Source organism: Streptosporangium sp. NPDC004379 (assembly GCF_042873875.1).
In the GTDB taxonomy this organism is placed as follows: Bacteria; Actinomycetota; Actinomycetes; order Streptosporangiales; family Streptosporangiaceae; genus Streptosporangium.
The window spans coordinates 707,047-733,152 of sequence record NZ_JBIAMC010000001.1; the positions used below are offsets into that span (position 1 = coordinate 707,047).

At 72.7% G+C, this 26,106-nt stretch carries 25 protein-coding genes; 11 read left to right on the forward strand and 14 right to left on the reverse strand.

The annotated features are described in order from the left end of the window. Positions 1 to 36: 36 nt before the first annotated feature. Complete coding sequence (locus ACFYSC_RS03130; RefSeq protein ID WP_389955802.1) at positions 37 to 639, reverse strand: hypothetical protein; 603 nt, start codon at positions 637 to 639, stop codon at positions 37 to 39. Positions 640 to 733: 94 nt separating this feature from the next. Here ACFYSC_RS03130 and ACFYSC_RS03135 point away from each other — a divergent pair, with 94 nt between their 5' ends. From ACFYSC_RS03135 to ACFYSC_RS03145, 3 genes are all read left to right on the forward strand, one after another. Beyond that, positions 734 to 1,414, forward strand: coding sequence for a response regulator transcription factor (locus ACFYSC_RS03135; protein WP_362928298.1), 681 nt, complete (start codon positions 734 to 736; stop codon positions 1,412 to 1,414). Then, a complete protein-coding gene (locus ACFYSC_RS03140) occupies positions 1,411 to 2,670 on the forward strand; it encodes a sensor histidine kinase (RefSeq protein WP_389955806.1) in 1,260 nt (419 codons plus the stop codon). Before ACFYSC_RS03135 ends, ACFYSC_RS03140 begins: the two co-directional genes overlap by 4 nt. 159 nt (positions 2,671 to 2,829) lie before the next feature. Next, the gene (locus ACFYSC_RS03145) at positions 2,830 to 3,213 is read left to right on the forward strand and encodes a PepSY domain-containing protein (RefSeq protein ID WP_389955809.1); all 384 of its coding nucleotides are present in this window, start codon (positions 2,830 to 2,832) and stop codon (positions 3,211 to 3,213) included. Here ACFYSC_RS03145 and ACFYSC_RS03150 read toward each other — a convergent pair whose 3' ends face one another. From ACFYSC_RS03150 to miaA, 6 genes are all read right to left on the reverse strand, one after another. Further along, positions 3,214 to 3,888 (reverse strand): HNH endonuclease family protein, encoded by a 675-nt coding sequence (locus tag ACFYSC_RS03150; protein WP_389955812.1) that lies wholly within the window; start codon positions 3,886 to 3,888, stop codon positions 3,214 to 3,216. 172 nt (positions 3,889 to 4,060) lie between these two features. Beyond that, entirely contained in the window at positions 4,061 to 4,423 is a 363-nt protein-coding gene (locus ACFYSC_RS03155) for a phosphomannose isomerase type II C-terminal cupin domain (RefSeq protein ID WP_389955814.1), read from the reverse strand. A gap of 197 nt (positions 4,424 to 4,620) precedes the next feature. Beyond that, positions 4,621 to 5,379 (reverse strand): SDR family NAD(P)-dependent oxidoreductase, encoded by a 759-nt coding sequence (locus tag ACFYSC_RS03160; protein WP_389955816.1) that lies wholly within the window; start codon positions 5,377 to 5,379, stop codon positions 4,621 to 4,623. A 150-nt stretch (positions 5,380 to 5,529) separates the two neighbouring features. After that, positions 5,530 to 7,809, reverse strand: a complete 2,280-nt coding sequence (locus ACFYSC_RS03165) for a tetratricopeptide repeat protein (protein ID WP_389955819.1) — start codon at positions 7,807 to 7,809, stop codon at positions 5,530 to 5,532. Between the two features lie 170 nt (positions 7,810 to 7,979). Beyond that, entirely contained in the window at positions 7,980 to 8,786 is an 807-nt protein-coding gene (gene dapF / locus ACFYSC_RS03170) for a diaminopimelate epimerase (protein WP_389955821.1), read from the reverse strand. A 213-nt stretch (positions 8,787 to 8,999) separates the two neighbouring features. Then, the gene (gene miaA / locus ACFYSC_RS03175) at positions 9,000 to 9,920 is read right to left on the reverse strand and encodes a tRNA (adenosine(37)-N6)-dimethylallyltransferase MiaA (protein ID WP_389955823.1); all 921 of its coding nucleotides are present in this window, start codon (positions 9,918 to 9,920) and stop codon (positions 9,000 to 9,002) included. A 96-nt stretch (positions 9,921 to 10,016) separates the two neighbouring features. On the opposite strand from miaA, the gene ACFYSC_RS03180 reads away from it, so the two are divergent. Further along, complete coding sequence (locus ACFYSC_RS03180) at positions 10,017 to 10,346, forward strand: antitoxin (protein ID WP_389955826.1); 330 nt, start codon at positions 10,017 to 10,019, stop codon at positions 10,344 to 10,346. A 227-nt stretch (positions 10,347 to 10,573) separates the two neighbouring features. On the opposite strand, the gene ACFYSC_RS03185 is transcribed toward ACFYSC_RS03180, so the two are convergent. Continuing rightward, positions 10,574 to 11,095, reverse strand: a complete 522-nt coding sequence (locus ACFYSC_RS03185; RefSeq protein WP_389955828.1) for a methylated-DNA--[protein]-cysteine S-methyltransferase — start codon at positions 11,093 to 11,095, stop codon at positions 10,574 to 10,576. Between the two features lie 19 nt (positions 11,096 to 11,114). On the opposite strand from ACFYSC_RS03185, the gene ACFYSC_RS03190 reads away from it, so the two are divergent. Beyond that, positions 11,115 to 12,044, forward strand: coding sequence for a ribonuclease Z (locus ACFYSC_RS03190; RefSeq protein ID WP_389955831.1), 930 nt, complete (start codon positions 11,115 to 11,117; stop codon positions 12,042 to 12,044). Positions 12,045 to 12,153: 109 nt separating this feature from the next. On the opposite strand, the gene ACFYSC_RS03195 is transcribed toward ACFYSC_RS03190, so the two are convergent. From ACFYSC_RS03195 to miaB, 3 genes are all read right to left on the reverse strand, one after another. Beyond that, positions 12,154 to 12,831 (reverse strand): class III extradiol dioxygenase subunit B-like domain-containing protein, encoded by a 678-nt coding sequence (locus tag ACFYSC_RS03195; protein WP_389955834.1) that lies wholly within the window; start codon positions 12,829 to 12,831, stop codon positions 12,154 to 12,156. 47 nt (positions 12,832 to 12,878) lie between these two features. Beyond that, positions 12,879 to 13,379 (reverse strand): hypothetical protein, encoded by a 501-nt coding sequence (locus ACFYSC_RS03200; RefSeq protein ID WP_389955838.1) that lies wholly within the window; start codon positions 13,377 to 13,379, stop codon positions 12,879 to 12,881. Positions 13,380 to 14,035: 656 nt separating this feature from the next. Next, the gene (miaB, locus tag ACFYSC_RS03205) at positions 14,036 to 15,553 is read right to left on the reverse strand and encodes a tRNA (N6-isopentenyl adenosine(37)-C2)-methylthiotransferase MiaB (RefSeq protein WP_389955840.1); all 1,518 of its coding nucleotides are present in this window, start codon (positions 15,551 to 15,553) and stop codon (positions 14,036 to 14,038) included. A gap of 169 nt (positions 15,554 to 15,722) precedes the next feature. On the opposite strand from miaB, the gene ACFYSC_RS03210 reads away from it, so the two are divergent. The 6 genes from ACFYSC_RS03210 (at position 15,723) to ACFYSC_RS03235 (ending at position 21,825) form a co-directional block, all read left to right on the forward strand. Further along, positions 15,723 to 16,385, forward strand: coding sequence for a Uma2 family endonuclease (locus ACFYSC_RS03210; protein ID WP_389955843.1), 663 nt, complete (start codon positions 15,723 to 15,725; stop codon positions 16,383 to 16,385). Positions 16,386 to 16,504: 119 nt separating this feature from the next. Further along, positions 16,505 to 17,260: an amino acid ABC transporter ATP-binding protein gene (locus ACFYSC_RS03215; protein ID WP_389955845.1), complete on the forward strand. Its 756-nt coding sequence runs from the start codon at positions 16,505 to 16,507 to the stop codon at positions 17,258 to 17,260. A 48-nt stretch (positions 17,261 to 17,308) separates the two neighbouring features. Next, positions 17,309 to 18,190, forward strand: coding sequence for a glutamate ABC transporter substrate-binding protein (locus ACFYSC_RS03220; protein ID WP_362928265.1), 882 nt, complete (start codon positions 17,309 to 17,311; stop codon positions 18,188 to 18,190). 81 nt (positions 18,191 to 18,271) lie between these two features. Next, positions 18,272 to 18,940 (forward strand): amino acid ABC transporter permease, encoded by a 669-nt coding sequence (locus ACFYSC_RS03225; protein ID WP_362928263.1) that lies wholly within the window; start codon positions 18,272 to 18,274, stop codon positions 18,938 to 18,940. Next, positions 18,937 to 19,830 carry an amino acid ABC transporter permease gene (locus tag ACFYSC_RS03230; protein ID WP_389955849.1) on the forward strand — a complete coding sequence of 298 codons (894 nt, stop codon included), beginning with the start codon at positions 18,937 to 18,939 and terminating at the stop codon, positions 19,828 to 19,830. The genes ACFYSC_RS03225 and ACFYSC_RS03230 overlap by 4 nt, the downstream gene beginning before the upstream one ends. Before the next feature lie 117 nt (positions 19,831 to 19,947). Beyond that, on the forward strand, positions 19,948 to 21,825 hold the full coding sequence (locus tag ACFYSC_RS03235; protein ID WP_389955852.1) for a S9 family peptidase: 1,878 nt from the start codon (positions 19,948 to 19,950) through the stop codon (positions 21,823 to 21,825). 192 nt (positions 21,826 to 22,017) lie between these two features. On the opposite strand, the gene rny is transcribed toward ACFYSC_RS03235, so the two are convergent. From rny to recA, 3 genes are all read right to left on the reverse strand, one after another. Continuing rightward, the gene (gene rny, locus ACFYSC_RS03240; protein ID WP_389955855.1) at positions 22,018 to 23,628 is read right to left on the reverse strand and encodes a ribonuclease Y; all 1,611 of its coding nucleotides are present in this window, start codon (positions 23,626 to 23,628) and stop codon (positions 22,018 to 22,020) included. Between the two features lie 385 nt (positions 23,629 to 24,013). Further along, positions 24,014 to 24,664 carry a recombination regulator RecX gene (recX, locus tag ACFYSC_RS03245; protein WP_389956338.1) on the reverse strand — a complete coding sequence of 217 codons (651 nt, stop codon included), beginning with the start codon at positions 24,662 to 24,664 and terminating at the stop codon, positions 24,014 to 24,016. A gap of 110 nt (positions 24,665 to 24,774) precedes the next feature. Beyond that, on the reverse strand, positions 24,775 to 25,878 hold the full coding sequence (gene recA, locus ACFYSC_RS03250) for a recombinase RecA (protein ID WP_389955857.1): 1,104 nt from the start codon (positions 25,876 to 25,878) through the stop codon (positions 24,775 to 24,777). Between the last annotated feature and the right edge of the window lie 228 nt (positions 25,879 to 26,106).

Below are 26,106 nucleotides of genomic sequence, written 5' to 3' on the forward strand. Positions count from 1 at the left end.
GCGGTGACGAACGCGGCGCCGCCGGAGGGCGCGGAGTCAGTCGTCGAGGGTGTGGACCGGGGCGTCCGAGGCCGAGCAGCGGACCTCGACCTTCACCTCGCCGGACTCCGACTCGAACTCGACGCGGGCCCGGCGGTCCGGCCCCCGGTCCACCTTGTCGACGTGGAAGCCCTGCGCCGGGCTCCACGACCGCAGGGTCACCAGCCCTCCGTCGCAGCGGGCGATCACGTTCCCGCCGGCCGTGGCGATCAGCCGGCTGCGGCCGGGCGACGCCCCGGCGGCGGGGGTGGGTGGCGTCCCCGCGTCCGCGGGCCCGGCGGTCGTCGGCCCGCCGGTCGTCGGGCTGAGGGCCGTCGGGCTGAGGGCCGTCGGCCCGGCGGTCGGAGACGCGGCCGGGGCGGCGGACCCGGGCCCGGCGGCGGTCGGGCCGCCCGAGGGGGCGGGATCCGCGCCCGGGGGCACGGCGGCCGGGGTCGCGCGGGCGAGGGCCTCGCGGACCTCCCGCGCGGACAGCGGACGTCCGGCGGAGTCGGCCAGCGGCTCGCCGAGGACACCGATCACCGTGACACCCGCCCCGGTCGCGATGACGGCGGTGATCAGCCAGCCCGCGGCGGCGGCGAGGGGAATGCGCCTGCTCACGGGTCCCACTCTCCCAGCACGATCGCTAAGGCGTGGTTAAGGGGTCGATAACGTGCTTATGCCGAGGGTCGCAACCGGGCTACCGTTGCGGCAAATGTCCAATGTGCTGCTCATCGAAGACGACGCCGTGATCCGCGTCTCGCTCACCCGCGCCCTGCACGATCGGGGCCACGCGGTGGCGTCGGCCGCCGCGGCCCTCGACGGCCTCCGCCTGGCCGTCGAGGAGCGCCCCGACCTGGTCGTGCTCGACCTGGGCCTGCCCGACCTCGACGGCCTCGACCTGCTGCGCATGCTCCGGGCGGTCAGCCGGATCCCGGTGATCGTGGCGACCGCCAGGGACGGCGAGGCGGAGATGGTCCGGCTGCTGGACGCCGGAGCCGACGACTACGTGGTGAAGCCGTTCACCGCCGCCCAGCTCGACGCCCGGATCCGCGCGGTGCTCAGGCGCGCCGGAGCGGACCGCGCCGACGGCGCGGTGACCGTCGGCGGTCTGCGGGTGGACGCCCGCACCAGAGAGGCGAGCCTGGACGGCGCGCCGCTGGACCTCAGCCCCAAGGAGTTCGAGCTGCTGCACTACCTGGCCTCCCGGCCCGGCGAGGTGGTCACCAAGCGGGAGCTGCTCACCCACGTCTGGCAGATCCCCTACGGCGGGGCCGACAAGACGGTGGACGTCCACCTCTCCTGGCTCCGCCGCAAGCTGGGCGAGACCTCCGCGGCCCCCCGATACCTGCACACCGTGCGCGGCGTCGGCGTACGGCTGGCCGCCCCGGCATGAGGCGCTGGCTGGCCCTGCTGGTCGCGGCGACCACCTCCCTCGTCCTGATCGCCCTGCTCGTCCCGCTGGCGCTGCTGGTCCGCACGGCGGCCGAGGGCCGGGCGATGAGCGCCGCCGGGAGCGAGGCCGACTCGGTGGCCGTGACGGTCGGCTCGGCGGACGCCGAGACCCTGCGGCTCGGCACCGAGCGGGCGGCGCACCCGGTGACGGTCTTCCTCCCGGACGGACGGGTGGTCGGCGCCCCCGCCCGGCGCTCCCCCGCCGTCGAGCTGGCCGCCCGGGGCCGCAGCGTCACGGCGGCGGTGCCGGGCGGTAGGGAGGTCCTGGTGGCGGTCCAGGGCGTGCCGGGCGGCACGGCCGTGGTGCGGGTCCACCTGAGCGACGCCGACCTGACCGAGGGGGTGGCGCGGGTGTGGGCCGGGCTGGCGGCCCTCGGCGTGGCCCTGGCCGGGCTCGGCGTGCTGGTCGCCGACCGGCTGGCCCGCGCGGTGACCGGGCCGGTCTCGGCCCTGGCCGGGGTGTCGCACCGGCTGGCCCGCGGCGACCTGGCGGCCAGGACCGTGCCCGGCGGCCCGCCGGAGGTGCGGGCGGTCGGACTGGCGCTCAACCACCTCGCCGAGCGCATCACCGGCCTGCTCGCCGAGGAGCGGGAGAACGCGGCCGACCTCTCCCACCGGCTGCGCACCCCGCTGACCGGGCTGCGGCTGGAGGCGGAGTCGCTGGCCGACCCCGGTGAGGCGAGGCGGATCGAGGCCCGGGTGGACGCCCTGGAGCGGGCCGTCACCTCGGTGATCGTCGAGGCCAGACGGCGGACGCGGGACCGGGCCGGCTGCGACGCGGCGGCGGTCGTCTCGGCCCGGGTCGCGTTCTGGTCGGTGCTGGCCGAGGACCAGGCCCGCCGGCTCGACCTCGACCTGGCCCCGGGGCCGCTCCCCGTCGCGGTCCCCGCCGACGAGCTGGCCGCCTGCGTGGACGCGCTGCTGGGCAACGTGTTCGCGCACACGCCCGAGGGGGCGGCTCTCGCCGTACGGCTGGCGACGGCGGACGGCGGGGCGCTGCTGACCGTGTCCGACGACGGGCCCGGCTTCGGGACCGGGACCGCCGCGCCCGCGGAACGCGGCAGGAGCGGCGCCGGATCGACCGGTCTCGGCCTCGACATCGCCCGCCGCACGGCCGAGTCGTCGGGCGGCTCGCTGTCCCTGGGCGCCTCCGCGACGGGCGGCGCGAGCGTCGTCCTCCTGCTGGGCGGGGCGTAGTGCTCCGGGGCGCGGCCCGCTTTTCGGAGCGGCCCGGAAACGCGGCTCGTTTCGTGTGGTCCTCCGGGGCGCGGCTCGTTTCGCGGAGCGCCCCGGGGCTCGGCTTGTTTTAGGGCGGGCTTAGCGCGGCGCTATCGTGATCGCGGCGAATCTAGACACATGAGACAGATCACCAAGGTCGCCCTCGCGACCGCCGCCACCGCGACCACCGCAGCCCTCCTGTTCGGCGAGGGCGGCACCGTCCTCGCCGCCGCCCGGCCCGCGGCCGGCGCCCCCCTCTCCGCCGCCTCGACGACCGGCACGGCGACCACCGTGGTGCCCGCCGCGGCGACCGCCGCCACCGCGGGCATCTCCTACCGCGAGGCGATCCGGATCGCCCGGAAGCGGGTGCCCGGCGCCCGGGTGACCGAGGTCGAGCGGGAGTGGGAGCACGGACGCCGGGTCTGGAAGGTCGAGCTGCGCAAGGGCCGCTGGGAGTACGAGGTCCACGTGTCGGCCGCCTCCGGGAAGGTCACCCGGGTCAAGCGGAAGCTCGACGACTGATCAGCAGGACTTCAGGACGGTCCGCATGGCGTCCTTCTCCCCGGACGTCACCCACAGGTCGTACTTGATCTTCACCTGGACCTGACGGGAGACGTAGGCGCACCGGTAGGCGCGGCGCGGCGGCAACCAGGTCGCCGCGTCGCCCGCGCCCTTCTGGCCGTTCAGCGGGCCGTCCACGGCCAGCAGGTTCAGCGGGTCGTTGGCCAGTTCCTTGCGCTTGCTCTCCGGCCACTGCTGAGCGCCCTTCTGCCAGGCGTCGGCGAGGGCGACCACGTGGTCGATCTGCACCGCCGAGCTGGTCTTCTGGCCCCGCTCGAACTTGATCGTCTTACCGCTGTAGGGGTCGTCCAGGACGCCGCTCACCACGATGCAGTCGTGGGTGCCCGCCTTGAACTTCTCGTCCTTCAGGTCGCGCTTGAGGATGTCGTTGCGGGTGTCGCAGCCGTTGTGGTCGACGTCCGACCAGGCGGGGCCGAACTCGTCGCGGTCGAAGCCGGTCATCGGGGCCCGGCCCTTGACCTGCAGCCTGTCGAGATCCTTGAGCGCCTGGGCCGCGGACTTCCCCGCGGCCGCGTCCTGCGTGCCGCCGGGGGCCGCCCCTGTCAGACCGCCGCAGCCGGCCAGCGTGAACGCCGTCATCGCGGCGACCGCACCCCGCACCGTCGCCGATCGCACTATGCCACTTCTCACACCGCTTCGTTACCCATGAACTGGCAAAGTACCCCACCACCGACAGGTGGTCATCAAAACCTCAACGCGGTGGCGAGCCCGAAGCGGGAGGACATCTCCCGCTTCGTCATACTTCGTCCCTTGATCTTCCTGGGTCTCCCCCGGTCTCCCCGGCGGCTCAGGCGCGGCCGTAGGAGTCCTCCAGCCGCTCGATGTCGTCCTCGTCGAAGTGACCGAAGGCGATCTCCATGATCCGGACGGCCGGCCCCGAGGAGCCGAGGCGGTGGGTCTGGCCCGCCCTGATCAGCACGCGGTCGCCGACCGCCGGCTCGATCCGCTCGCCGTCGATCTCGAACACCGCGCCGGGGTCGAGGGCGACCCAGAGCTCGTCGCGGTGTTCGTGCCGCTGCAGGCTGAGCCGCTGGCCGGGCGCCACCTCGATGATCTTCACCGTGGACTGCTCGTTGAGCGTGTACCGCTCGAAACCACCCCAGGGGCGCTCATCCCGTACAACCGCACCGAGCCGATCGATCTGCTGCAACTCTCCTCCATCCACTCTCACCCAAGCGTGTCGGGTGACTCGGGTAAGAGGCACTCTCGCATGCCTTCGTGACGAGCGCACATGCGCCACGGGTACGGCGGGCGGCCCCGGCGTGCACGGCCGCCCCCGTACCGGGCCGTCGCGGCCGGACAGGCGCCCGCCCCGGCGCGCACGGCCGCCTCTCACCCCCGCGCCGGTCAGGTGACGAGGATCCCGCCGTCCACCGGGATCACGGCGCCCGTCACGTAGGAGCCGGCGTCGGAGGCGAGGAAGACCGCGGCGGCGACGAGCTCGGCCGGGTCTCCCGCGCGGCCCATCAGCACCCGCGTCTCCAACTGCCGGGCCATGTACTCCGGGGCGTACTGCTCGGTCATCTCCGAGGCGAAGAACCCCGGCTCCAGGCAGTTCACCCGGATGCCCCGGCGGCCCGTCCACTGCTGGGCCAGGTCCCGGGTGAGGCCGATGACACCCGCCTTGGACGCGCTGTAGGCCGCCTGTGGCAGCCCGGCCGTCGTCTCCCCCAGGATGCTGCCGATGTTGACGATCGAGGAGCCGGGGCGCATGACCTGGGCACATGCCTGTGCCATCCAGTAGGTGCCGTGCAGGTTGACGTCCACGACCCGACGGAACTGCTCGGGGGTCTCCCTGAGCGCCGGCACGGCCGTGGCGACGCCCGCGTTGTTGATCAGGACGTCCACCGCGCCCAGCTCGGCGACGGCGGTCTCCACCAGCCTGCGGCAGTCGTCGGGGCTGGTCACGTCGGTCTGTACGGCGACGCACCGCCTGCCGGTCTCCTCGACCAGCGCGCGGGTGCCGTCCAGGCGCTCCGTGCGCCGCGCGCCGATCACGATGTCCGCGCCCGCCTCGGCCAGGCCACGGGCGAACGCCACACCGAGCCCCGAGGAGGCTCCGGTGACGATGGCGACCTTGCCGTCCAGCCGGAATCGGTCCAGCATCCGGTTCCCCCTCACTCGCGGTAATTACCGAACGAGATTCTAGAGGTGAACGCCGACCGCCCGTGAGGGGGCTTTCCCTCACGGGCGGTCGATGTGCGCCCGGCGCGCCGGGTCCGAGGCTCCGGGCCTCGGACCCGGAGCCTCGGGCTTCTACAGGCCGTACTCCTTGACGATGCGCTCGTGCCGCTCCACCTCGACGTCGATCGACCTGGCCAGGTCCAGCCAGGCCAGCGGGTGGACCCAGCGCTCGGTGGCGTCGTCGAGGAGGGCGTCCACCTCGGTCGGGGTCACGTTCGGCGGGACCGCGATCCAGCCGAAGACCCCGGGGATCCGCTCGCCGTTGGCCGGGTTGGTCACGGTGTAGTTCTCGTCGCTGTAGACCCACATCGGCCAGCCGCGCTCGGCCAGGACCTCGTTGAACTCGGCCCAGTCGGCCTCGCTCGGCGCCGCGCCGTCGAAGAACCAGCTCGTGTAGCCGCCGGGACGGAGCATGCTGACCGCGGCGAACGGCGGGATGAAGCTCTCCTGCTCCTCCGGCTTCTCCGGGATCGGCTCCAGCAGCTGCGGGTCGAAGACGACGAGGTCGCCGGCGTTGTAGTCCATGCCGGGAGGCTGCGGGATGGCCAGGCGGGCCGTGGCCGGGCCGGTGCGCAGGCTGATGACCGCCCGCTGGCTGCCGTCGGGCGCGGGGAGGATGACCCGCACCAGGCCCAGCTCCTCCTCGATCGGCCCCTCTGCCGACTGCAGCGGCATGCCGACCTTGGCCGCGCCCAGCCGTACCGTCTCCCAGTCCTCGGCGGCCGTCGCCATGGTGATCATCCGCCAGACGTCCTCGGCCTCGGTCTCCTCGGAGTCGATGACCTCCTTCAGGATCGCGGCGCCCTTGGCGTTGTCACCGGCCTGCTGTACGGCGCCGGCCCACAGCCGCCTCGCCTCGATGCCCGCACCACCGGCGGTCACCGCCGCCTCGGCCTCCGCGGCGGCCTGCTCCCAGCGCTCCCGCGCCCGGTGCAGGCGGCCCAGGGCCAGGTGGCGCTGCGCGGCGGGCAGCAGCTCGGCCAGCTGCTCCAGCCGCTCGTCCTGGCGGGCCTCGACCAGCAGGCCGGTGATGTAGCCGATGTCCTCCGGATCGGCCGTCGCGGCGTCGCCGGAGTCGACCAGCAGGGTCCAGTAGGTGTCGGCGCCCTGGCCGGGATAACCGAGGAAGCCCATCGTGGTGGTCTGCCGCCGGGTGGCCTCCAGGTCGCGCCCGGCCAGCGGGGCCAGCCAGCCCACCCAGCGCTCGGGGTCGGCGTTGAAGCCGTCGGCCGCGTCGAAGTAGGCGACCAGCTCGGCCTCGGGGCCGGGGGCCGGGAGCGCGGTGGCCGCGTCGCCCGCGGCACGCAGCTCGGCGACCCGTCCGGCGACGTCACCGGACTCGCGCAGCTCGCCGGCCGCGGACTCGGCGAGGTCGGCCAGCAGCCGGGTCTGCCAGACGCCCTGCCGGGCGACGGCCAGGTGACCGGCGATGATCGCGAGCTCGACCCGGGCGCGGTGGCCGCCCATCATGGCGAAGTAGTCGATCCACTGCTTGAGGACCCGGCCGAGCTGCCAGCTGTTGGTGATCTGCTCCGAGCCGGAGAGGAGGCGGATGGCCCGCGCCCACTCCACCCACACCCGCGGGTGGTCGGCCACGACGTCGAGGTCGGGCAGCGCCTCGACGGCCTCCGGCGTCCTGCCGAGGGTGGCGAGCGTGAACGCCCGCAGCACGCCCTCGCGGTGCGCCTTGGCCACCGGGTCGTCGGGCTTGAAGTCGGCCGCGGCGTCCAGCGCGGTCAGCGCGTCCTCCGGGCGCCCCGCGGCCAGCAGCGCGCGGGCCGAGGCGGCCCCCAGCTCCCAGCTCGCCTCGCGGCCGGCCTCGCGCAGCGCCGCCACGGCGGCCTCGGCGTGGGCGACGGCCTCCACCGGACGGCCGGCGTCGATCAGGGCGGCGACGTGCTGCTCGGCCACGGCGGCGAAGGCCGGGGAGGCGGGCGAGACGTCGAGGGCGCCCAGGGAGGAGAGCCGCTCGGCGGCGTAGCCGGGGCCGTCGGTGTTCGCCTGCGCGATGGCCAGCGCCAGGACGGCCCCGGGGGCCGACGGGCAGTCGCGGACGTCCTCGCGCCGGGCGAACTCGGCCAGCGCCTCGGCGTCGGCGAGGGCGACCGCGCCCTGGGCGCGGTTGCCGACCCGGCCGATCAGATGCCAGTAACGGGCGTAGAACTCGAGCCAGGGCAGCCCCATCGTTCCCGCCTGCTGGGCGATGGCCGGCGCGAGCACGTCGAGCTGCGCGTACCGGCCCTCCAGTGCCTGGGCGGGCACGTCGCCGATCGCCATTGCCAGACCGGTGTTCCCGGCTTCGTGCAGTTGCCGCTGGGTGTCGCCGACCCAGGACCAGATGTCCACGTCCATGGGACGTCAGTCTGCCAGGTCGGCGACCGTGCCCCAAACGACTTGACCATCTCGCCAGGTCCGATGCCCCGGCCGGTCCGCTCGTGTCCCTTTCGCCGTCCGGTCCGTCATCCGGTCCGCCGCCCGGCTCGTCATCCGGTCCATCGCCTGGCCCGCCGCCCGGGCCGCCGTCAGATGAGGATCTCGCCCGAGGCGACCAGCACCGCGGGTCCCGCGAGGTGGCTGGTGTGCTCGTCGAGGGTGACGGTGAGGGTGCCGCCGGGGACCTCCACCTCCCAGGTGCCGGTGCTCTCCCCCGCCAGCCGCGCGGCCGCCACCGCCGAGGCCACGGTGCCTGTCCCGCAGGACCGCGTCTCGCCCACCCCCCTCTCGTGGACCCGCATCACGATCCGGTGCGGACCCACCGCGTTGAGCAGCTCGACGTTCACCCCGTGCGGGAAGGCCTCCGGGTCGAACGCCGGCTGCCGCGTCAGGTCGAGCCCGGCCACCGGGTCGCCGATCACGCAGGCCAGGTGCGGGTTGCCCATGTCGACATGGACGCCCTCGTACTCGCGGCCCCCCACGACCGCCCGGCTCTCGCCCAGCACCCGGGGTGCCCCCATGTCCACGCTCACGTCGCCGCCGCGGGCCAGCCGTACCCGCCTGACCCCGCCACGGGTCGCCACGCCGAACTCGCCCTCGTCCATCAGGCCCGACTCGACCAGGTAGCGGGCGAAGACGCGTGTCCCGTTGCCGCACATCTCCGCGATGCCGCCGTCGGCGTTGCGGTAGTCCATGAACCACTCGGCCTCGCCGGCCTGGCCGGCCACCTCGGGGACGAGCTTCGTCCGCGTCACGCGCAGCACGCCGTCGGCGCCGATCCCGGCGCGCCGGTCGCACAGCGCCGCCACCCTCGCCGCCGTCAGCTCAAGCTCGCCGTCCGGGTCGGGGAGGATCACAAAGTCGTTCTCGGTGCCGTGGCCCTTCACGAATCGCATGTCCCAACTGTAGGCACGCCCCGGATCGGGGAGAGAATCGCGGGCGCGCCCCGGGACGGGCCCGGCCCGTCGCGGACACGCCCGGAGGTCGCCTCACGGGTGCGCCCCGGGCCGGGCCCGGCCGGCCGCGGGCGTGCCCGGGGTCGTCTCGCGGACGCGGCGCCCTCCGGTGGCCGTCGCGCGCCGCCTCCGCGGCACCTCCACGACGGCCGGTCACCTCGTGGGCGGAGCGTCCTCCACCACGGCCAGCGCGCGGTCGAGCAGGCCGGGATCCTCCTGCGGGAGCCACACCACCCGCGGGTCGCGGCGGAACCACGACTCCTGGCGGCGGACGAACCTGCGGGTCGCCCGGACCGTCTCGGCCTTCGCCTCCTCCTCGGTCCACTCGCCGGCGAGGAGACGCAGCACCTGGGCGTAGCCCAGCGCGCGGCTCGCCGTACGGCCCTCGGCCAGGCCGCGTCGCAGCAGCGACCGCACCTCGTCCACCAGTCCGGCCTCCCACATGCGCTCCACGCGCAGCGCCACCCGCTCGTCCAGCACGTCCCTCGGCACCTCGACGCCGATCTGCACGCTGTCGTAGACGGCGTCGTAGGAGGGCATCGTGGCCGAGAAGGGACGCCCGGAGATCTCGATGACCTCCAGCGCGCGGACGATCCTGCGGCCGTTGCCCGGCAGGATCGCCGCGGCCGCCTTCGGGTCGCTCCCGCGCAGCCGCTCGTACAGCGGGGCCGGGCCGAGGCGCTCCAGCTCGGCCGAAAGGCGTGCGCGGACCTCCGGATCGGTGCCGGGGAACTCCAGGTGGTCGAGGGCCGCCCGCACGTACAGCCCGGACCCGCCCGCCAGGATCGGCGCGGTCCCCTTCGCCCGCAGCTCCTCGATCAGCGGCCGGGCCGTCTTCTGGTACTCGGCCACGCTCGCGGTCTCGGTGACGTCCAAGACGTCGAGCAGGTGGTGGGGGACCCCTCGCCGCTCCGCCGGGGTCAGCTTCGCCGTACCGATGTCCATGCCCCGGTACAGCTGCATGGAGTCGGTGTTGATCACCTCGCCGCCCAGCCGGAGGGCGAGATCGACGGCGAGGTCCGACTTTCCGGCCGCCGTGGGTCCGACGACGGCGATGACTGGTAGCTGACGCACAGGACAAGTGTGTCAACCTCCGGGGTATGGGCGAGCCCCGTGGGTATGCATGCGGTTGACGTCACGTCACGTCACGTCGAACAGGGGGACGCAGCCATGTCGATCATGCAGAAACTCAAGGAGATGCTGCGGGGCAACCCGCGGGCCGGGGAGTTCGCCCAGAAGGGCATCGACAAGGCCGAGCAGATGGCCAGGCAGAAGAGCGGCGGCAAGTACGACGACAAGATCGACCTCGCCGCGCAGAAGGCGCGGGAGGCCGCCGAGAAGATGACCGCCCGGCCCGGCGAGCCCGGTCAGGCCGGGGGGTACGGCGAGGCGGGCACCGCCGCGGGATACGGCGAGCACGGCACGCCGCCCGGCCGGCCCGAGACCGACACCGACGCGCCGCCTGCCCCGGGCCGCCCCGGAGCGCCCCCGGCGCCCTAGCCGCCACCGGGAAGGCTCACCGGGCCCGTCCGGCCCGGCACCGGTTTCCGCCGGGGCGGCGCCGTCCGGCGAAGGTCTCCGGCCACGGCGTCAGGCACCCCGGAGGCCCGCCGTCTCCGGACGGTTCCGCTGTCCGGCACCCGTCTCCGGACGGTTCCGAGGTCCCGTCCGACGCCCTGTCCTGCCCGATTTCTGACCGGCCGACCGATTCATCCGACCGGAGCCGGTCAGCCCCAGTCGAGCATCGGCTGCAGGTAGCCCTCCAGGGTCAGCAGCCACCGCTTGGACTCCACGCCCTCACCGCCGCTGAAACCGCCCAGGCCGTTCCCGGCGACGACCCGGTGGCAGGGGACGATGACGGGGATCGGGTTGGCGCCCATGATCGAGCCGATGGCCCGCGCGGGGACGCCCGTCCCGCTGCGGGCGGCGAGCTCGCCGTAGGTCACGGCCTCGCCGTACCCGACCGTCTCGTACAGGGTGCCCAGCACCCTGCGCTGCACCGGCGTGGTCAGCCGCCAGTCCACCGGCGAGGAGAACGTCCGCAACTCCCCCGCGTAGTAGCGGGCCAGCTCGTCCAGCACCGGGGCCGTACGCGCGGGGTCGCTGGCCTCGGCCAGACCCAGTCGGAGCAGCAGCCGTTCCCGCAGCTCCCCGTCGCGGCCGCCGCTCCAGCCGACGCCCGCCACCCCGTCCTCGGTGACGGCGGCCAGCATGTCCCCCAGCGGGGTCGGGACGCTCCCGAACGCCACCGTTCCTACCATGTGCACCGTGTCCCTTCGCGAACTCGTCGTCCTCGGCACCTCAAGCGCGGTCCCCACCCGCCACCGTAACCACAACGGATATCTCCTGAGATGGGATGGTGAGGGGTTCCTGTTCGATCCGGGAGAGGGTACCCAGCGCCAGATGATCCGGGCCGGCGTCGGCTCCCACGACGTCACCTGGATCTGCGTCACCCACTTCCACGGCGATCACTGCCTGGGGGTGCCGGGCGTCGTCCAGCGCATCGCCAGGGACGGTGTGACCCACCGGGTCCGGGCGGCCTACCCGGCGAGCGGCGAGACCTACTGGCGGCGGCTGCGCCACGCCAGCGTCTTCGCCGACACCTCGGTGATCGACGAGTGCCCGCTCTCGGGCTCCGCGCCGGCCTTCGACGCCGGGCCGGTGACCCTGACCGCCCGGCCGCTCTCCCATCCCGTCGAGTCCTACGGCTACCGCCTCGACGAGCCGGACGGCCGGAGGATGCTCCCCGGGCGGCTCGCCGAGCGCGGCATCCGGGGCCCGGCGGTCGGCGAACTCCAGCGCGAGGGCTCGGTGCGCGCCCCTGACGGGTCGGTCGTGCTCCTCTCGGAGTGCAGCGAGCCCCGCCCCGGCCAGAGCGCGGCGTTCGTCATGGACACCGCGCTGTGCGACGGCGTCCTCGCGCTCGCCGAGGGCGTGGACCTGCTGGTGATCGAGTCCACGTTCCTGTCCTCGGAGTCGGACCTCGCCGCGCGGTACGGCCACCTGACCGCCGCCCAGGCCGGCCGGGTCGCCGCCGAGTCCGGGGTGCGCCGCCTGGTGCTGACCCACGTCTCCGAACGCTACGACGCCGCCGACGAGCCCCGGTTCACGGAGGAGGCGCGCCTGGCCTTCGACGGCGAAGTGGTGCTCGCCCACGACCTGATGCGTGTCGCGGTCCCGCGCCGCGACCAGCGATGACCGATGACCGATGGCCGATGACCGTCCTGGTTCCGCGTCGCGGCCACCGGCGCCCGCTCCGTTCCGCGTCGCGGCCACCGGCTTCCGCCCCGTTCCGCGAGCGACGGGGTCATCCCGTCCAGCGGGCGACGAAGTAGCCGACGCCGTAGGGGGCCGCGTGGTAGAGCACCTCGGAGTACGGCGCACCGCCCGCCCCGGCGAGGACCTGAAGGGCCGCGCGACCGGCCACCTGCGACTCCGCGGCCTCGCCCGGGTCGAGCGCCGCGAGTTCCCGGACGTCTCCCCGGGCCAGCGCGCCGACAATCGCGGCCTCGTACGGCTCGGCGCGGGGATCGAGGTAACCGGGGGACTTCTCCGTCAGGCGGGCCGAGCCGTCGGCCATGACGAGCAGCGCCACCCGGCCCGGTCCGTCCGCCAGCCGCGCGCCGAGCGCGGCGCACTCCGCCGGCGAGGCGTCGAACGGCACCGCGTGGAAGGACGAGGCGGCCATCCCCGCCCGGTCGAGCAGCCAGCGCCCGATCGTCAGGGACAGGGGCAGGACCGGCTCACCCTCACCGGCCCGGACGTCGACGCCCCAGGGCGCGAGGCTCCCCGCGGCGCCGGCCCCGTGCTCTCCGGCCAGGTCCGCTCCGCCGACCACCACGATCCGGTCGGGGCGGGCGTCGCGCAGCGCGTCCAGCGCGGCCGCGCAGGCCGCCCGGAGGTCGTCGAGCTCGGGGCCCGCGGCGCCGGCGAGTTCGGGGACCAGCAGCGGCGGGTGAGGACACACGGCGGCGGCGGCAAGCACCCGGCCAGACTAAGGGATCGGGTGCCGGCCGCCGCCGGTGGCCGCCGTCAGCCGTTGGGGCCGTTCGGGGGGACGGATCCGGGAGGGCCGTCCGAGCGGGGGTCGACGGAGCCGTCCTCGCCCGAGGACGACCCGGTGCCGCTCTGGTGCTCCTTGGCGGGCGCGGGCGAGCTTTTCTTACCGGTCGTGGTCTTACCGGTCGTGTCACCGTTCGAGGAGCGGGAGCCGCTCTGCGAGCCGCTTCCGGTGGCCGCGCCGTCGCCGCCACCCGCGGCGCGCTCCGTGCCCGGTCCGGCGTCTCCGACGGATCCGCCGGAATCACCGGATCCGTCGGACGCCTCGGATTCGCCGGATCCGTCCGAGGAGGCGTCTCCGGACTGCCGGCCGGACTCGCCGGAGGCCGGGTCCTGGCCGGCCTCCTGGCTGGTTCCGGTGCCGTTCGGCGCCGACGGGCCGGCGGGATCGTCGCCGCCGGCGACGGCGAAGACGATGCCGCCGCCCACGACGGCGGCCACCGCCACCCCTGCGACGGCGGAGGCGACGGTCATGGCCGGACCGCGCTTCCGCCTGCGGGTGGGGGCGGGCTTGCCGGTGGGCTCACCGGCGGGGAGGGGCTCACCGGCGGGGCCGGCGAGGATCTCGGTCTCTCCGAGCCGCCGGGGGTGGTCCGGCGAGAAGGGGATGGGGTCTCCGGACTGTCGGGGGTGGCCCGGAGACGAGGGGACGTGGTCTCCGGGCTGCTGAGGGTGACCCGGAGATGAGGGGACGCGCATTCGGAACAACTCCCTGCGGTTATCGGGGGGAAACCTCCACGGCTTCCGCGGGCGCCGGACCACACTAGCCACAGGAATGGTGTGATCGCACACTGATCACAACGAAATCACGACTTGTCATCGGTGGAGCCGACGACCGGGGACGACCCGGCGCGGCCCCCGAAATCCGCCCCGACCGGCGGCTCGGCGGGCGGTTCCGCACCGGGTGGGCGGAATCCGGGACGATCGTGTGAAGGACCGGAAAAGAACGGCGGAGGACTGGAAAAGACCGCCGGAGGACCATCACGGCCCGCCGCGCGGGACACGCCGCGGCGGGCCGTACGGAGAGGGACCGTACGGGAGAGCGGCGGTGGAGAGGGGCGATGGCCCGCCGCGCGGAGGCGCCGCGGCGGGCCGTACGGAAGGAGGTGGGCCGGATCGGCCCACGCGGTTCAGGGGCTGACGGAGCAGCCCGGCGTCTCCTGCGGGAGCGGGGCGGGCCGGCCGATCGCCGGCATGCCGAGCAGGACGCCCCCGCCCGAGGCGGCCGGGGCGGCCTGCCGGGCCTCCCAGGCGTCGCCCGCGCGGGTACGGCGCAGGCCCAGCATCGGGCCGTCGGCGACCAGGTGGTGCGGCGCCGCGTATGTGATCTCGACGGCGACCATGTCACCGGGGCGCGGCGTCCCGGCGGCGTCGCCGTCCCGGGAGCTCGGTGTGAAGTGCACCAGGCGGTTGTCGGGGGCGCGGCCGGACAGGCGGCGGGTCGCCTCGTCCTTGCGGCCCTCACCCTCGGCCACCAGCACCTCGATCGTCCGGCCGACCTGCTTCCCGTTCTCCTCCCAGGAGATCTCGGTCTGCAGGGCCACGAGGCGCTCGTAGCGCTCCTGCACGACCTCCTTGGGGACCTGGTCGTCCATGGTGGCGGCGGGCGTGCCGGGCCGGATGGAGTACTGGAAGGTGAAGGCGTTGGCGAAGCGCGAGGCGCGCACGACGTCGAGGGTGGCCTGGAAGTCCTCCTCGGTCTCGCCGGGGAAACCCACGATGATGTCGGTGGAGATGGCGGCGTCCGGCATGGCCGCGCGGACCCGCTCGATGATGCCGAGGTAGCGCTCGGCGCGGTAGGAGCGGCGCATCGCCTTCAGGACGCGGTCGGAGCCCGACTGCAGCGGCATGTGGAGCTGGTGCATCACGTTGGGCGTCTCGGCCATCGCGGCGATGACGTCGTCGGTGAAGGCGGCCGGGTGCGGGCTTGTGAAGCGGACCCGCTCCAGCCCCTCCACGTCGCCGCAGGCGCGCAGCAGCTTGCCGAAGGCGAAGCGGTCGCCGAACTCCACGCCGTAGGTGTTGACGTTCTGGCCGAGGAGCGTGACCTCCAGGACCCCCTGGCCCACCAGGGTGCGCACCTCGGCCAGGACGTCGCCGGGGCGGCGGTCCTTCTCCTTGCCGCGCAGCGACGGCACGATGCAGAACGTGCAGGTGTTGTTGCAGCCGACCGAGACCGACACCCAGGCGGCGTAGGCGGACTCCCGCTTGGTGGGCAGCGTGCTGGGGAAGGTCTCCAGCGACTCCTTGATCTCGACCTGCGCCTCCTGCTGGACGCGGGCCCGCTCCAGCAGCACCGGCAGCGAACCGATGTTGTGGGTGCCGAACACCACGTCCACCCAGGGCGCCCTGCGAACGATCTCCCCCTGGTCCTTCTGGGCCAGGCAGCCGCCCACGGCGATCTGCATGCCGGGCCTGCCCGCCTTCGTGGGACGCAGGTGGCCGAGGTTGCCGTAAAGCCGGTTGTCGGCGTTCTCCCGGACGGCGCAGGTGTTGAACACGACCACGTCGGCCGTCTCCCCCTCGGGCGCCGGGACGTATCCGGCGTCTTCGAGAAGGCCCGACAGGCGCTCGGAGTCGTGCACGTTCATCTGGCACCCGTAGGTACGGACCTCGTACGTGCGGGTGCTCTCCACGGTGGCAGTCATCTCAACAGACAAGGGTAGGCGCTCCGCGCGGCCTCCCGGTACGGCCGCCACCCCCCGCACTTTCGGTAAGGGAAAACAAACGGAGAGTAATGATCCTTGTTAGGGTGGGGCCCGAAGCCGCGTGCGAGAATAAGACTCGACCGACAGAGCATTTGGGGCGGTGAGCCGTATGGCGATGCTCGTGCAGACCTCGGAGGCGCCGGTGAAGGCCAACAAGCCTCACAGGAAGAAGGCGGCGCCGAAGCGGAACGGCCTCTGGTCCACCCCCGGGGAGCTCAGTGTCGATGAGTGGTTCGAGCTCAACTCACGCGACGACGGCAGTCGTTACGAGCTCATCGACGGGAGCCTCATCGTGTCCCCTGCCCCACCGTTCAGGCACCAGCGCCTCGGAGACCGGCTACAGACCTACCTGGAGTCCGTCGCACCGGAGGACATGGTCGCGGTCACCGCGACCGGCCTGATCCTGGATCGCAAGCCGGGTGTCATCCCCGATGTGATGCTGGTGGAGAAGAAGCCCTTCAGCGAAGGAGCCGAGGTCGCCCAGCCCGAATGGGTCCACCTGGTCGTGGAGATCGTCTCCAGGTCCACCACGGCGACCGACCGCAGGCTGAAGCCTTCCAAGTACGCCGAGGCGGGCATCCCCCACTTCTGGCGGATCGAGATGCTCCCCTTCCAGGGACAGGGCAACGAGCGACTGCCGATCGTGTTCACCTACGAGCTCGACGAGGACGGCGGCTACCGGCTCGTCCACCGGGTCGCCGCCGGAGGGGTGGCCGAGCTGACCGAACCGTGCAAACTGACACTCGACCCGGCGGGTCTCGCGCGGATCTGACACTCCGGAGCGGCTCTGACACGAATTCATCCCTATTTCATCGCATATCTCCAGGTCGTGACCTGATCGGTACCGCAGGGTTAGCCCGAGGTGCCCTTCACGGCTTTACGTTGTGCTCCATGACGGAGAACGGGGACGCGACTCCTCTTGTCGTGCTCAAGGACGTGAACAAGCATTTCGGCAGCCTGCACGTCCTGCGCGACATCAACCTGACCATCTCCCGCGGCGAGGTCGTGGTCGTCATCGGCCCCTCGGGCAGCGGCAAGTCGACCCTGTGTCGGGCGATCAACCGGCTGGAGACCATCGACGGAGGGACGATCACCTTCGACGGGCAGCCGCTCGCGGCCGAGGGCAAGGCCCTGGCCCGGCTCCGGTCGGAGGTCGGCATGGTGTTCCAGTCCTTCAACCTGTTCGCGCACAAGACGATCCTCGAGAACGTCACACTGGGGCCGATCAAGGTGAGGGGCACCGCCAGGGCCGAGGCCGAGCGCCGGGGCATGGAGCTGCTGGACCGGGTCGGGATCGGCGCGCAGGCGTCGAAGTACCCCGCCCAGCTCTCCGGCGGCCAGCAGCAGCGGGTGGCCATCGCCCGGGCCCTGGCCATGGACCCGAAGATGATCCTCTTCGACGAGCCGACGTCCGCGCTGGACCCGGAGATGGTCCAGGAGGTGCTCGACGTCATGGTGGGGCTCGCCGCCGAAGGCATGACGATGGCGGTCGTGACGCACGAGATGGGCTTCGCCCGCCGCGCGGCCGACCGGGTGGTGTTCATGGCCGACGGGCAGATCGTCGAGGAGAACACCCCCGACGAGTTCTTCACCGCTCCCCGGACCGATCGCGCCAAGGACTTCCTCTCCAAGATCCTCACCCACTGAGGCTCTCGGGCCGGCTGCACATTTCCAGGAAAAAGGGGTAACGAAAACATGCGACTACTACGTGCCGGTGCGGCGCTGGCGGCCGTCGGCGCGCTCACTCTGGGTCTGGCCGCCTGCGGGGGCGACGACGGCGGGGACGGCGGCAGCGCCGCCTACTCGACGGTCGTGGACAAGGTCAAGGGCGCCAAGAAGATCGTCGTCGGCACCAAGTGGGACCAGCCGGGCATGGGCCTGAAGAAGGGCGCCGAGCCGGAGGGGTTCGACGTCGACGTCGCCAAGTACATCGTCAAGGAGCTGGGCGGCGGCCAGGACGTGGACATCACGTGGAAGGAGTCCGCCTCCTCCAACCGTGAGGCGTTCCTCGCCAACGGCACGGTGGACATGATCGTGGCGACCTACTCCATCACCGACAGCCGCAAGCCGAAGGTGACCTTCGGCGGGCCGTACATCGTCGCCCACCAGGACGTCATGGTCCGCGCCGACGACACCAAGGTCACCAAGCCGACGGACCTCGCGGGCAAGCGGATCTGCCAGGTGGCCGGCTCCAACTCCTACAAGCGGATCACCGACCCGCCGCCGGAGGGTGAGCTCGACCTGGACGCCCAGCTCGTCGGCGCGGCGACCTACTCCGAGTGCGTGGCCAAGCTCCAGGGCAGCAACCTGGACGCCGTCACCACCGACAACCTGATCCTCGCCGGGTTCGCCGCGCAGGCGCCCGACAAGTTCAAGGTCCTCGGCCAGCCGTTCACCGACGAGAAGTACGGCGTCGGCCTGAAGAAGGGCGACACCAAGACCTGCGAGGCCATCAACACGGCCATCACCAAGATGTACCAGGACGGCACGGCCAAGCAGCTGCTGGACAAGTGGTTCGGCAAGACCCAGGGTCTGGAGCTGCCCACCGAGGCGCCGAAGTTCGAGCCCTGCGCCTGACGCCACGACCGGTCTCGTAGGAGCGGCGGCCGGTGACCCGACCTCGGGCCACCGGCCGCTGCCGTCCCCCGATGGAGCACGATGGACGATCTGATCAAATACGCGCCGGACCTGCTGGCGGGCTTCCTGAAGAACGTGCAGCTCTCCCTGGTCTGCGCTGTCCTGTCCCTGATCCTGGGCACGATCCTGGTGTCGATGCGGGTCGCGCCGGTCCCGGTCCTGCGGGCCGTCGGCACCACCTACGTCAACATCGTGCGGAACACCCCGCTCACACTGGTCCTGGCGTTCTCCGCGCTGGGCCTCAGCGACACCCTGGGGCTCACCTTCTCGGACGAGCCGAGCAGCAACGGGTTCTGGCTGGTGACGCTGGGCCTGTCGGCCTACACGGCGACGTTCGTCTGCGAGGCGCTGCGCTCGGGGATCAACACGGTGCCGCTGGGGCAGGCGGAGGCGGCCCGCGCGATCGGGCTGACGTTCTTCCAGTCACTGAGGATGATCATCCTTCCGCAGGCGTTCCGCGTGGTCATCGCCCCGCTGGGCAGCGTGATGATCGCAATGATCAAGAACACCACGGTCGCGGTGGCGGCCGGTTACCTGGCGGAGTCAGCGTTCGTCATGAAGGACACCTTCGACGAGACCGGCGTGTCGATCCCCATCTTCATCGGGCTCGTCATCGCGTTCATGGTGGTCACCCTGCCGATCGGCTTCCTCACCGGCTGGCTCGCCAACCGTCTGGCGGTGGCCCGATGAGCCGATCCGAGGCGTCGGTCCTGTTCGACACGCCGGGACCCCGCGCGCGGCTGCGCAACAACGTCCTGACGCTGGTGGCGGCGGTCGCCGTGGTCGCCGTCCTCTACGTCGTCTACGCCAGGTTCGACGCCAAGGGCCAGTGGGACGGGCAGATCTGGGAGCCGTTCGTCCGGCTCGACACCTGGACCGTCTACATCATCCCCGGCCTGCTCGGCACGCTGAAGGCGGCGGGTCTCGCCGCGATCCTCGCACTGGTCTTCGGCGCGATCTTCGGCCTGGCCAGGCTGTCGGACCACGCGTGGCTCCGGGTGCCCGCCGGCGTGGTCGTCGAGGTCTTCCGGGCGATCCCGCTGTTGCTGCTGATCTTCTTCATCTTCTACCTGGCGCCCAGTGCGTTCGGCGGCGGCGACTACACGCTGATCGCGCTGGTGACGGGTCTGACCCTGTACAACGGGTCGGTGCTGGCCGAGATCGTCCGGGCGGGCATCCGCGCCGTCCCCAAGGGACAGTCGGAGGCCGCCTACGCGATCGGGCTGCGCAAGGGCGGGGTCATGCGGCTGATCCTGCTCCCCCAGGCCGTCACCGCGATGATGCCGGCGATCGTGAGCCAGCTCGTGGTGCTGCTCAAGGACACCGCCCTCGGTTACATCATCGCCTACGTCGACCTGCTGAACATGGGCTTCAAGATCATCCCTGCGGTCAACTTCGGGTCGCTGATCCCGGCCGCCATCGTCATCGGGATCATCTACGTGGGCCTGAACATGACGCTCAGCGCCGTGGCCACCTGGCTGGAGCGGCGCAGCCGCCGCAGCCGCAAGTCCGCGGCCGGGCCGATCGAGCCGCCGGGTGCGGTCGGCGTGGCCGTCGGCAGCGGTGCCACTCCCGTCTGAGCCGCGATCCCCTTCCGGCCGCCCGCCGTCCCGTGCGGGCGGCCGGACCTGTTCCGGTGCGGCCATGGCGCGTGTCATACCGGCGACACGCGCCGGGTTATCGGGCAGGATGACCTCATGTCCCCCGAGCAGGCCGTCCTGCCGTACGCCGCCTGGCCTTCGCCGGTGTCCACCGCCGAGGTGGCCCGGTCCGGGCTGCGCCCGGCGTATCCGACGGTGTCCGGCGAGCAGGTGTGGTGGACCGAGGACCGCCCCGCCGAGGGCGGACGGACCACGATCATGCGGCGCGACCCCGACGGCACGCTCCACGAGCTGCTGGCCTCGCCGTGGAACGCCCGTACCCGTGTCCACGAGTACGGCGGGCGCGCCTACGCGGTCGTCCCGGGCGGCGGCGTGGTGTTCGCCAATCTCGCCGACCAGCGTCTTCACCTGCTGCTCCCGGGCGGCGCGCCCCGGCCGATCACGCCGGAGCCCGGCCGGGACGCGGGGCTCCGCTACGCGGACATGAGCGTCCGCGACGGCCGGGTCTGGTGCGTCCGGGAGCGGCACCACGACGGGCGGGTGAGCCGTTCGATCGTCTCCGTCCCGCTGGACGGCTCCGCCGAACCGCGCGAGCACGTCGGCGGGAGCGACTTCTACGCCTACCCGGAGCTCTCCCCCGACGGAGAGCACCTGGCCTACATCTGCTGGGACCACCCGCGCATGCCGTGGAACGGTACAGAGCTGCGGATCACCCGCCTGGCCGACGGCCGTTCACGAACGCTCTGCGGCGGGCCCGCCGAGTCGGTTCTGGCCCCCCGCTGGTGCGGCGACCGCGCCCTGTACCTCGTCTCCGACCGGTCGGGCTGGTGGAACCTCTACCGGGTCGCACTGGACGGCGCCGCCCCGGAGGCGCTCCACCCGGCGGAGGAGGAGTTCGCCGGACCGCTGTGGCAGCTCGGCGCCCACCCCTACGCCGTGCTGGACGACGGGCGGATCGCGGTCCTGCACGGGCGGGGAGACCTGCGGCTGGGCGTCCTCGACCCGGCCGGCGGCACGCTGACCGACCTGGACGTGCCCTACTCCGGCTGGGCCCCGGTCCTCGACCGCGACGGGCGCTCACTCGTCGGGATCGGCTACGGCCCTGCGACGCCCCGCTCGCTCGTGCGCCTGGACCTGCCGTCCGGACGCACCGAGGAGCTCCGGCACGACACCGAGGAGCCTCCGGAGAGCGCCTACCTCCCGGCCGCACGGAGCGTGGAGATCGAGGGCCGGTCCGGCCGGGCGGTGCACGCGTTCGTCCACCCGCCGTCGAACCCGCGTTGCCGCGGGGAGGGCCCCCCTCCCTACATCGTGTCCGTCCACGGCGGCCCCACCTCGCACAGCACGAGCGAGCCCGACCTGTGGAAGGCGTTCTTCACCAGCCGGGGCATCGGCGTGCTCGACGTCAACTACGGCGGCTCCACCGGGTACGGCCGCGCCTACCGCGACCGGCTGCACGGCGAGTGGGGGGTGGTGGACGTCGAGGACGTGGTCGCCGCCGCCGGGTGGCTGGCGGCTCAGGGTCTGGCCGATCCCGCGCGGATCGCGATCCGGGGCGGCAGCGCGGGCGGCTGGACCGTCATGGCGGCCTGCTGCGCCTCCGACGCGTTCGCCGGCGGCGTCTCCTACTACGGGGTGAGCGCGCTCGGCCCGCTCGTCGCCGCCACCCACGACTTCGAGTCCCGCTACGTCGAGTGGCTGGTCGGCCCGGAGGACCCCGTCCTGTACGGCTCCCGCGAACCGCTCGCCCGGGTCGCCGGGGTGAGCTGCCCGATGCTGCTCCTGCAGGGGCTCTCCGACCCGGTTGTGCCGCCCGCCCAGTCGCAGGCGTTCGCCGACGCGCTCGCCGAGCGCGGTGTCCCGTGCACCTACATGACCTTCGAGGGCGAGGCCCACGGTTTCCGCCGCGTGGAGACCCGCAGCGCGGCCCTGGCCACCGAGCTCGCCTTCTACCAGCAGATCTTCCGCGGCTGAGAGCCCGGCCCGGTCCGTCCCGGCCGTCCCACGGACCGGCCACGGGTCCCGCCCCCGGAGAGGGCATCCGGTGGGCCGGAGGGCACGGACCGGCCGGAACCGTACGGGCGGCAGGGCGGACCGGACGGGCCAGGCGGACAGACCTGGCAGACCTGGCAGACCTGGCAGACGGGACAGGCGGGTCGGGCGGGTTCAGCGGGCGAACTCGGTGGCGCGGGACTCCCGCACGACCGTGATGCGGATCTGCCCCGGGTAGGTGAGCTCCTCCTCCACCTGCTTGGCCACGTCGCGGGCGATCACCTGGGCCTGGATGTCGTCCACACCGTCGGGTTTCACCATGACGCGGACCTCCCGGCCGGCCTGCATGGCGAAGACCTTCTCGACGCCGTCATAGGAGGTGGCGATCTCCTCCAGCCGCTCCAGCCGCTTGACGTACGCCTCCAGCGACTCGCGCCGGGCGCCCGGCCGGCCGCCGCTGATGGCGTCGGCCGCCTGGGTCAGCACCGCCTCGACGGTCTTGACCTCCACCTCGTTGTGATGGGCCTCGATGGCGTGGACGACGTCCTCGTGCTCGCCGTATCTCCTGGCGATCTCCGCACCGATGAGCGCGTGGCTGCCCTCGACCTCGTGGGTGAGGGCCTTGCCGATGTCGTGCAGGACGGTGCAGCGCTTGAGCAGCGTCGGGTCGAGCCGGAGCTCGGCGGCCATGATCCCGGCGATGTGGGCCGACTCGATGAGATGGCCCAGCACGTTCTGGCCATAGGAGGTGCGGTAGCGGAGCTGGCCGAGCAGGGTGACCAGCTCCGGGTGCATGTCGGTGAGGCCCAGCTCCACCAGGGCGTCCTCACCGGCCCGCACGCACAGCTCCCTGACCTCCGCCCTGCTGCGCTCGTGCGCCTCCTCGATCCGCTGGGGATGGATGCGCCCGTCGAGCACGAGCTTCTCCAGCGTCAGCCGGGCGGTCTCACGGCGGACCGGGTCGAAGCACGACAGGAGGACCGCCTCGGGCGTGTCGTCGATGATGAGGTTGACCCCGGTCGTCGTCTCGAAGGCGCGGATGTTGCGGCCCTCGCGGCCGATGATGCGGCCCTTCATCTCGTCGCCCGGCAGGTGCAGGACGCTGACGACGGACTCGGCGGTCTGCTCGGTGGCCACCCGCTGGACCGCCAGTGTGACGATCTTGGTGGCGCGCTTCTCGCCCTCCTTGCGGGCGTCGCTCTCGATCTGCCGGACGATCAGGGCGGCCTCGCGCTTGGCCTGGTTCTCGATCTCGCGCACCAGCTCGGTCTTGGCCTCGTCACCGGTGAGACCGGCGACCCGCTCCAGAACGGCCCTGCGCTCATCGGCGACGCGGTCGAGCTCCTCCCGGCGGGCGGCCAGCTCGGTCTCGGTCTCGGCGAGCTTGCGGGCCCGCTCGGCCTGGCGTCTCGCCTCCTCGTCCAGGCGCTGCTCCCGCTCGGCCAGCCGGTTCTCCCGCCGCTCCAGGTCCGAGCGGAGCTCCTTGATCTCGTACTTCAGGCCCCGGCTCTCCGCCTCGGCCTCCTTGCGCAGCTCCGCGGCGGCCTCGACGGCCAGCTCGGACCTGCGCAGGATCTCCCCCGCGTCGCTCTCCGCCTTGGCCCGGATGTCGGCGGCCTCCCGCCGGGCGGCCTCCAGCTCGGTCTGGACCTCGGCCAGCTGCGCGGGAGAAGGGCCTATCGGCCCGCCGCCGGTACGGCGCAGCAACACGATCAACGCGACTATCGTCACCACCGAAAGAACCGCGACGGCCCCGGTCAGTATGACGACCACAATCGGATCCATGCGCGCCCCGCCCTCCTCGCGTCGCGGATATCAAGCATGCGAGGGGTCACACGCACGGCACGGAGAAGTCAGGCGGTGTCGTCACCACGGCAGGTGCCGACCGAGGGTCCACTCCACACCGGCTGATCACGCCGGCGCGTCGTCCGCCCTCATCCGCCGCTTTGTTCGCCCGTAATCAACCGTTATGACAATCCGCACTGCGCGGAGTAACTCCTCACTGTCGTCGAGGCTAAGCGTCAAACAGGTAACGGGCAAGCAAAGGCGCACTACGAACCGGCCGGCATCGCGAAGGCGGCGTTCCGGAGCGGCATCGCGGAGGCGACGCCCGGACCGGAGTGCTACCGGAATCGTCCGCGGCGCTCCGGCCTTCAGGCCGGGGAGCGCGTCAGTCGAAGGGGTGGTCGAGGTCGTCGGCGAACGCGGCGCCTTCCGGCTCCTCGTTCTCCAGGGCTTCGCGGACCACGCGGAACGCCAGCCCCGGACCGTACCCCTTGCGGGCGAGCATGCCCGCCAGCCTGCGGGTCCGGACGGCACGGTCCAGCCCCCGGGTGGCGGAGAGCTTGCGCGCCACCAGCCTGCGAGCGGTCTCCTCCTCCTGCTCGGGGTCGAGCTGCTCCACGGCCTCCTTCACCGTGTCCTCGTCGACCCCGCGGTGCCGGAGCTCCGAGGCGAGCGCCCTGCGGGCCAGCCCCCGCCCGGTGTGGCGCGAGCTCACCCAGGCGGCGGCGAACGCCTCGTCATCGATGAGCCCGACCTCGGAGAACCGTTCGAGCACGGCCTCGGCCGCCTCGTCGGGCACGTCGCGCTTGCGCAACGCCTCGGCGAGTTGCGCCCGGGTGCGCGGCCCCATGGTCAGCAACCGCAGGCAGATGGCGCGAGCCACCGCCTGCGGGTCGGCGTCGGGGCCCTGGCTCGCCGGGGAGCCCTCGACCGGCCCGTCCGGGAGACGCCCGTCGGGGGCGCTCCGGGAACGCCTCCCTCCGCGCCGGCCCTCGCGTCTTCCCCCCTTCCGGGAGGAACCCGAGGGCTCGGGCACGTCGGGCCAGGCGCCCCAGTCCCGCGGCCCGGCCTGGCCGGCCGGACCGGAGTCGGATCCCGTCGGTCCTGTCGTCGAGTCAGGTCCCGTCGTCATCGGCCGGTCCCGGATCAGGCGTCACCCGGCTTGGGGGTCGCCTTGGAACCCCGGCCGGACGCGGCGGGAGCGGGAGCGGCGGGAGCGGAAGCGGCGGGCGGCGGGGTGGCCGGACTGTCGAGGCGCGGGCCGATGCCGAGCTTCTCCTTGATCTTCTTCTCGATCTCGTTGGCCATGTCCGGGTGGTTCCGCAGGAAGTTGCGGGCGTTCTCCTTGCCCTGGCCCAGCTGGTCGCCCTCGTAGGTGTACCAGGCGCCGGACTTGCGGACGAAGCCGTGCTCGACACCCATGTCGATCAGACCGCCCTCACGGGAGATGCCGACGCCGTAGAGGATGTCGAAGTCGGCCACGCGGAAGGGCGGGGCCATCTTGTTCTTGACGACCTTCACCCGGGTGCGGTTGCCGACCGCCTCCGTGCCGTCCTTGAGCGTCTCGATGCGGCGGATGTCGAGACGGACCGAGGCGTAGAACTTCAGCGCCTTTCCACCGGTCGTGGTCTCGGGCGAGCCGAACATGACGCCGATCTTCTCGCGGAGCTGGTTGATGAAGATCGCCGTGGTGCCGCTGCTGTTGAGCGCGCCGGCGATCTTGCGCAGGGCCTGGGACATCAGGCGCGCCTGGAGACCGACGTGGCTGTCGCCCATCTCGCCCTCGATCTCGGCCTTGGGCACCAGGGCCGCGACCGAGTCGATGACCAGCAGGTCGACCGCGCCGGACCGGATCAGCATGTCGGCGATCTCCAGCGCCTGCTCACCGGTGTCGGGCTGGGAGACGAGGAGCGCGTCGGTGTCGACGCCCAGCTTCTTCGCGTAATCCGGGTCGAGGGCGTGCTCGGCGTCGATGAACGCCGCGATGCCGCCGCCCTTCTGGGCGTTGGCCACCGCGTGCAGGGCGACCGTGGTCTTACCCGAGGACTCGGGACCGTAGATCTCGATGATGCGGCCGCGCGGGAACCCGCCGATGCCGAGAGCGACGTCGAGTGCGATGGAGCTGGTCGGGATCACTTCGATGGGCGCCCGCGCCTCGTCGCCGAGACGCATGACGGAGCCCTTGCCGAACTGCCGCTCGATCTGGGCGAGAGCGGTCTCGAGCGCCTTCTCGCGGTCGTTAGCTGCCATGGGAGCCCCCCTGGAGGGTCACGGGATGAATCGGTTGCCAGAAAGCTACGGGGTGCGACCGACATTTTCTGGAAGAGCACGCCATCGGTGGCGGCGTGTCCAATATAGCCGAACGATTGTTCGACGGAGGCTCGACGCTCCCATCCGTCCCCGGCGCCCCGCGTCGCGGGACGGATGGACCGCATGGCACGGGCCGGCCGCACGGCACGGACCGGCGGGACGGCGGAT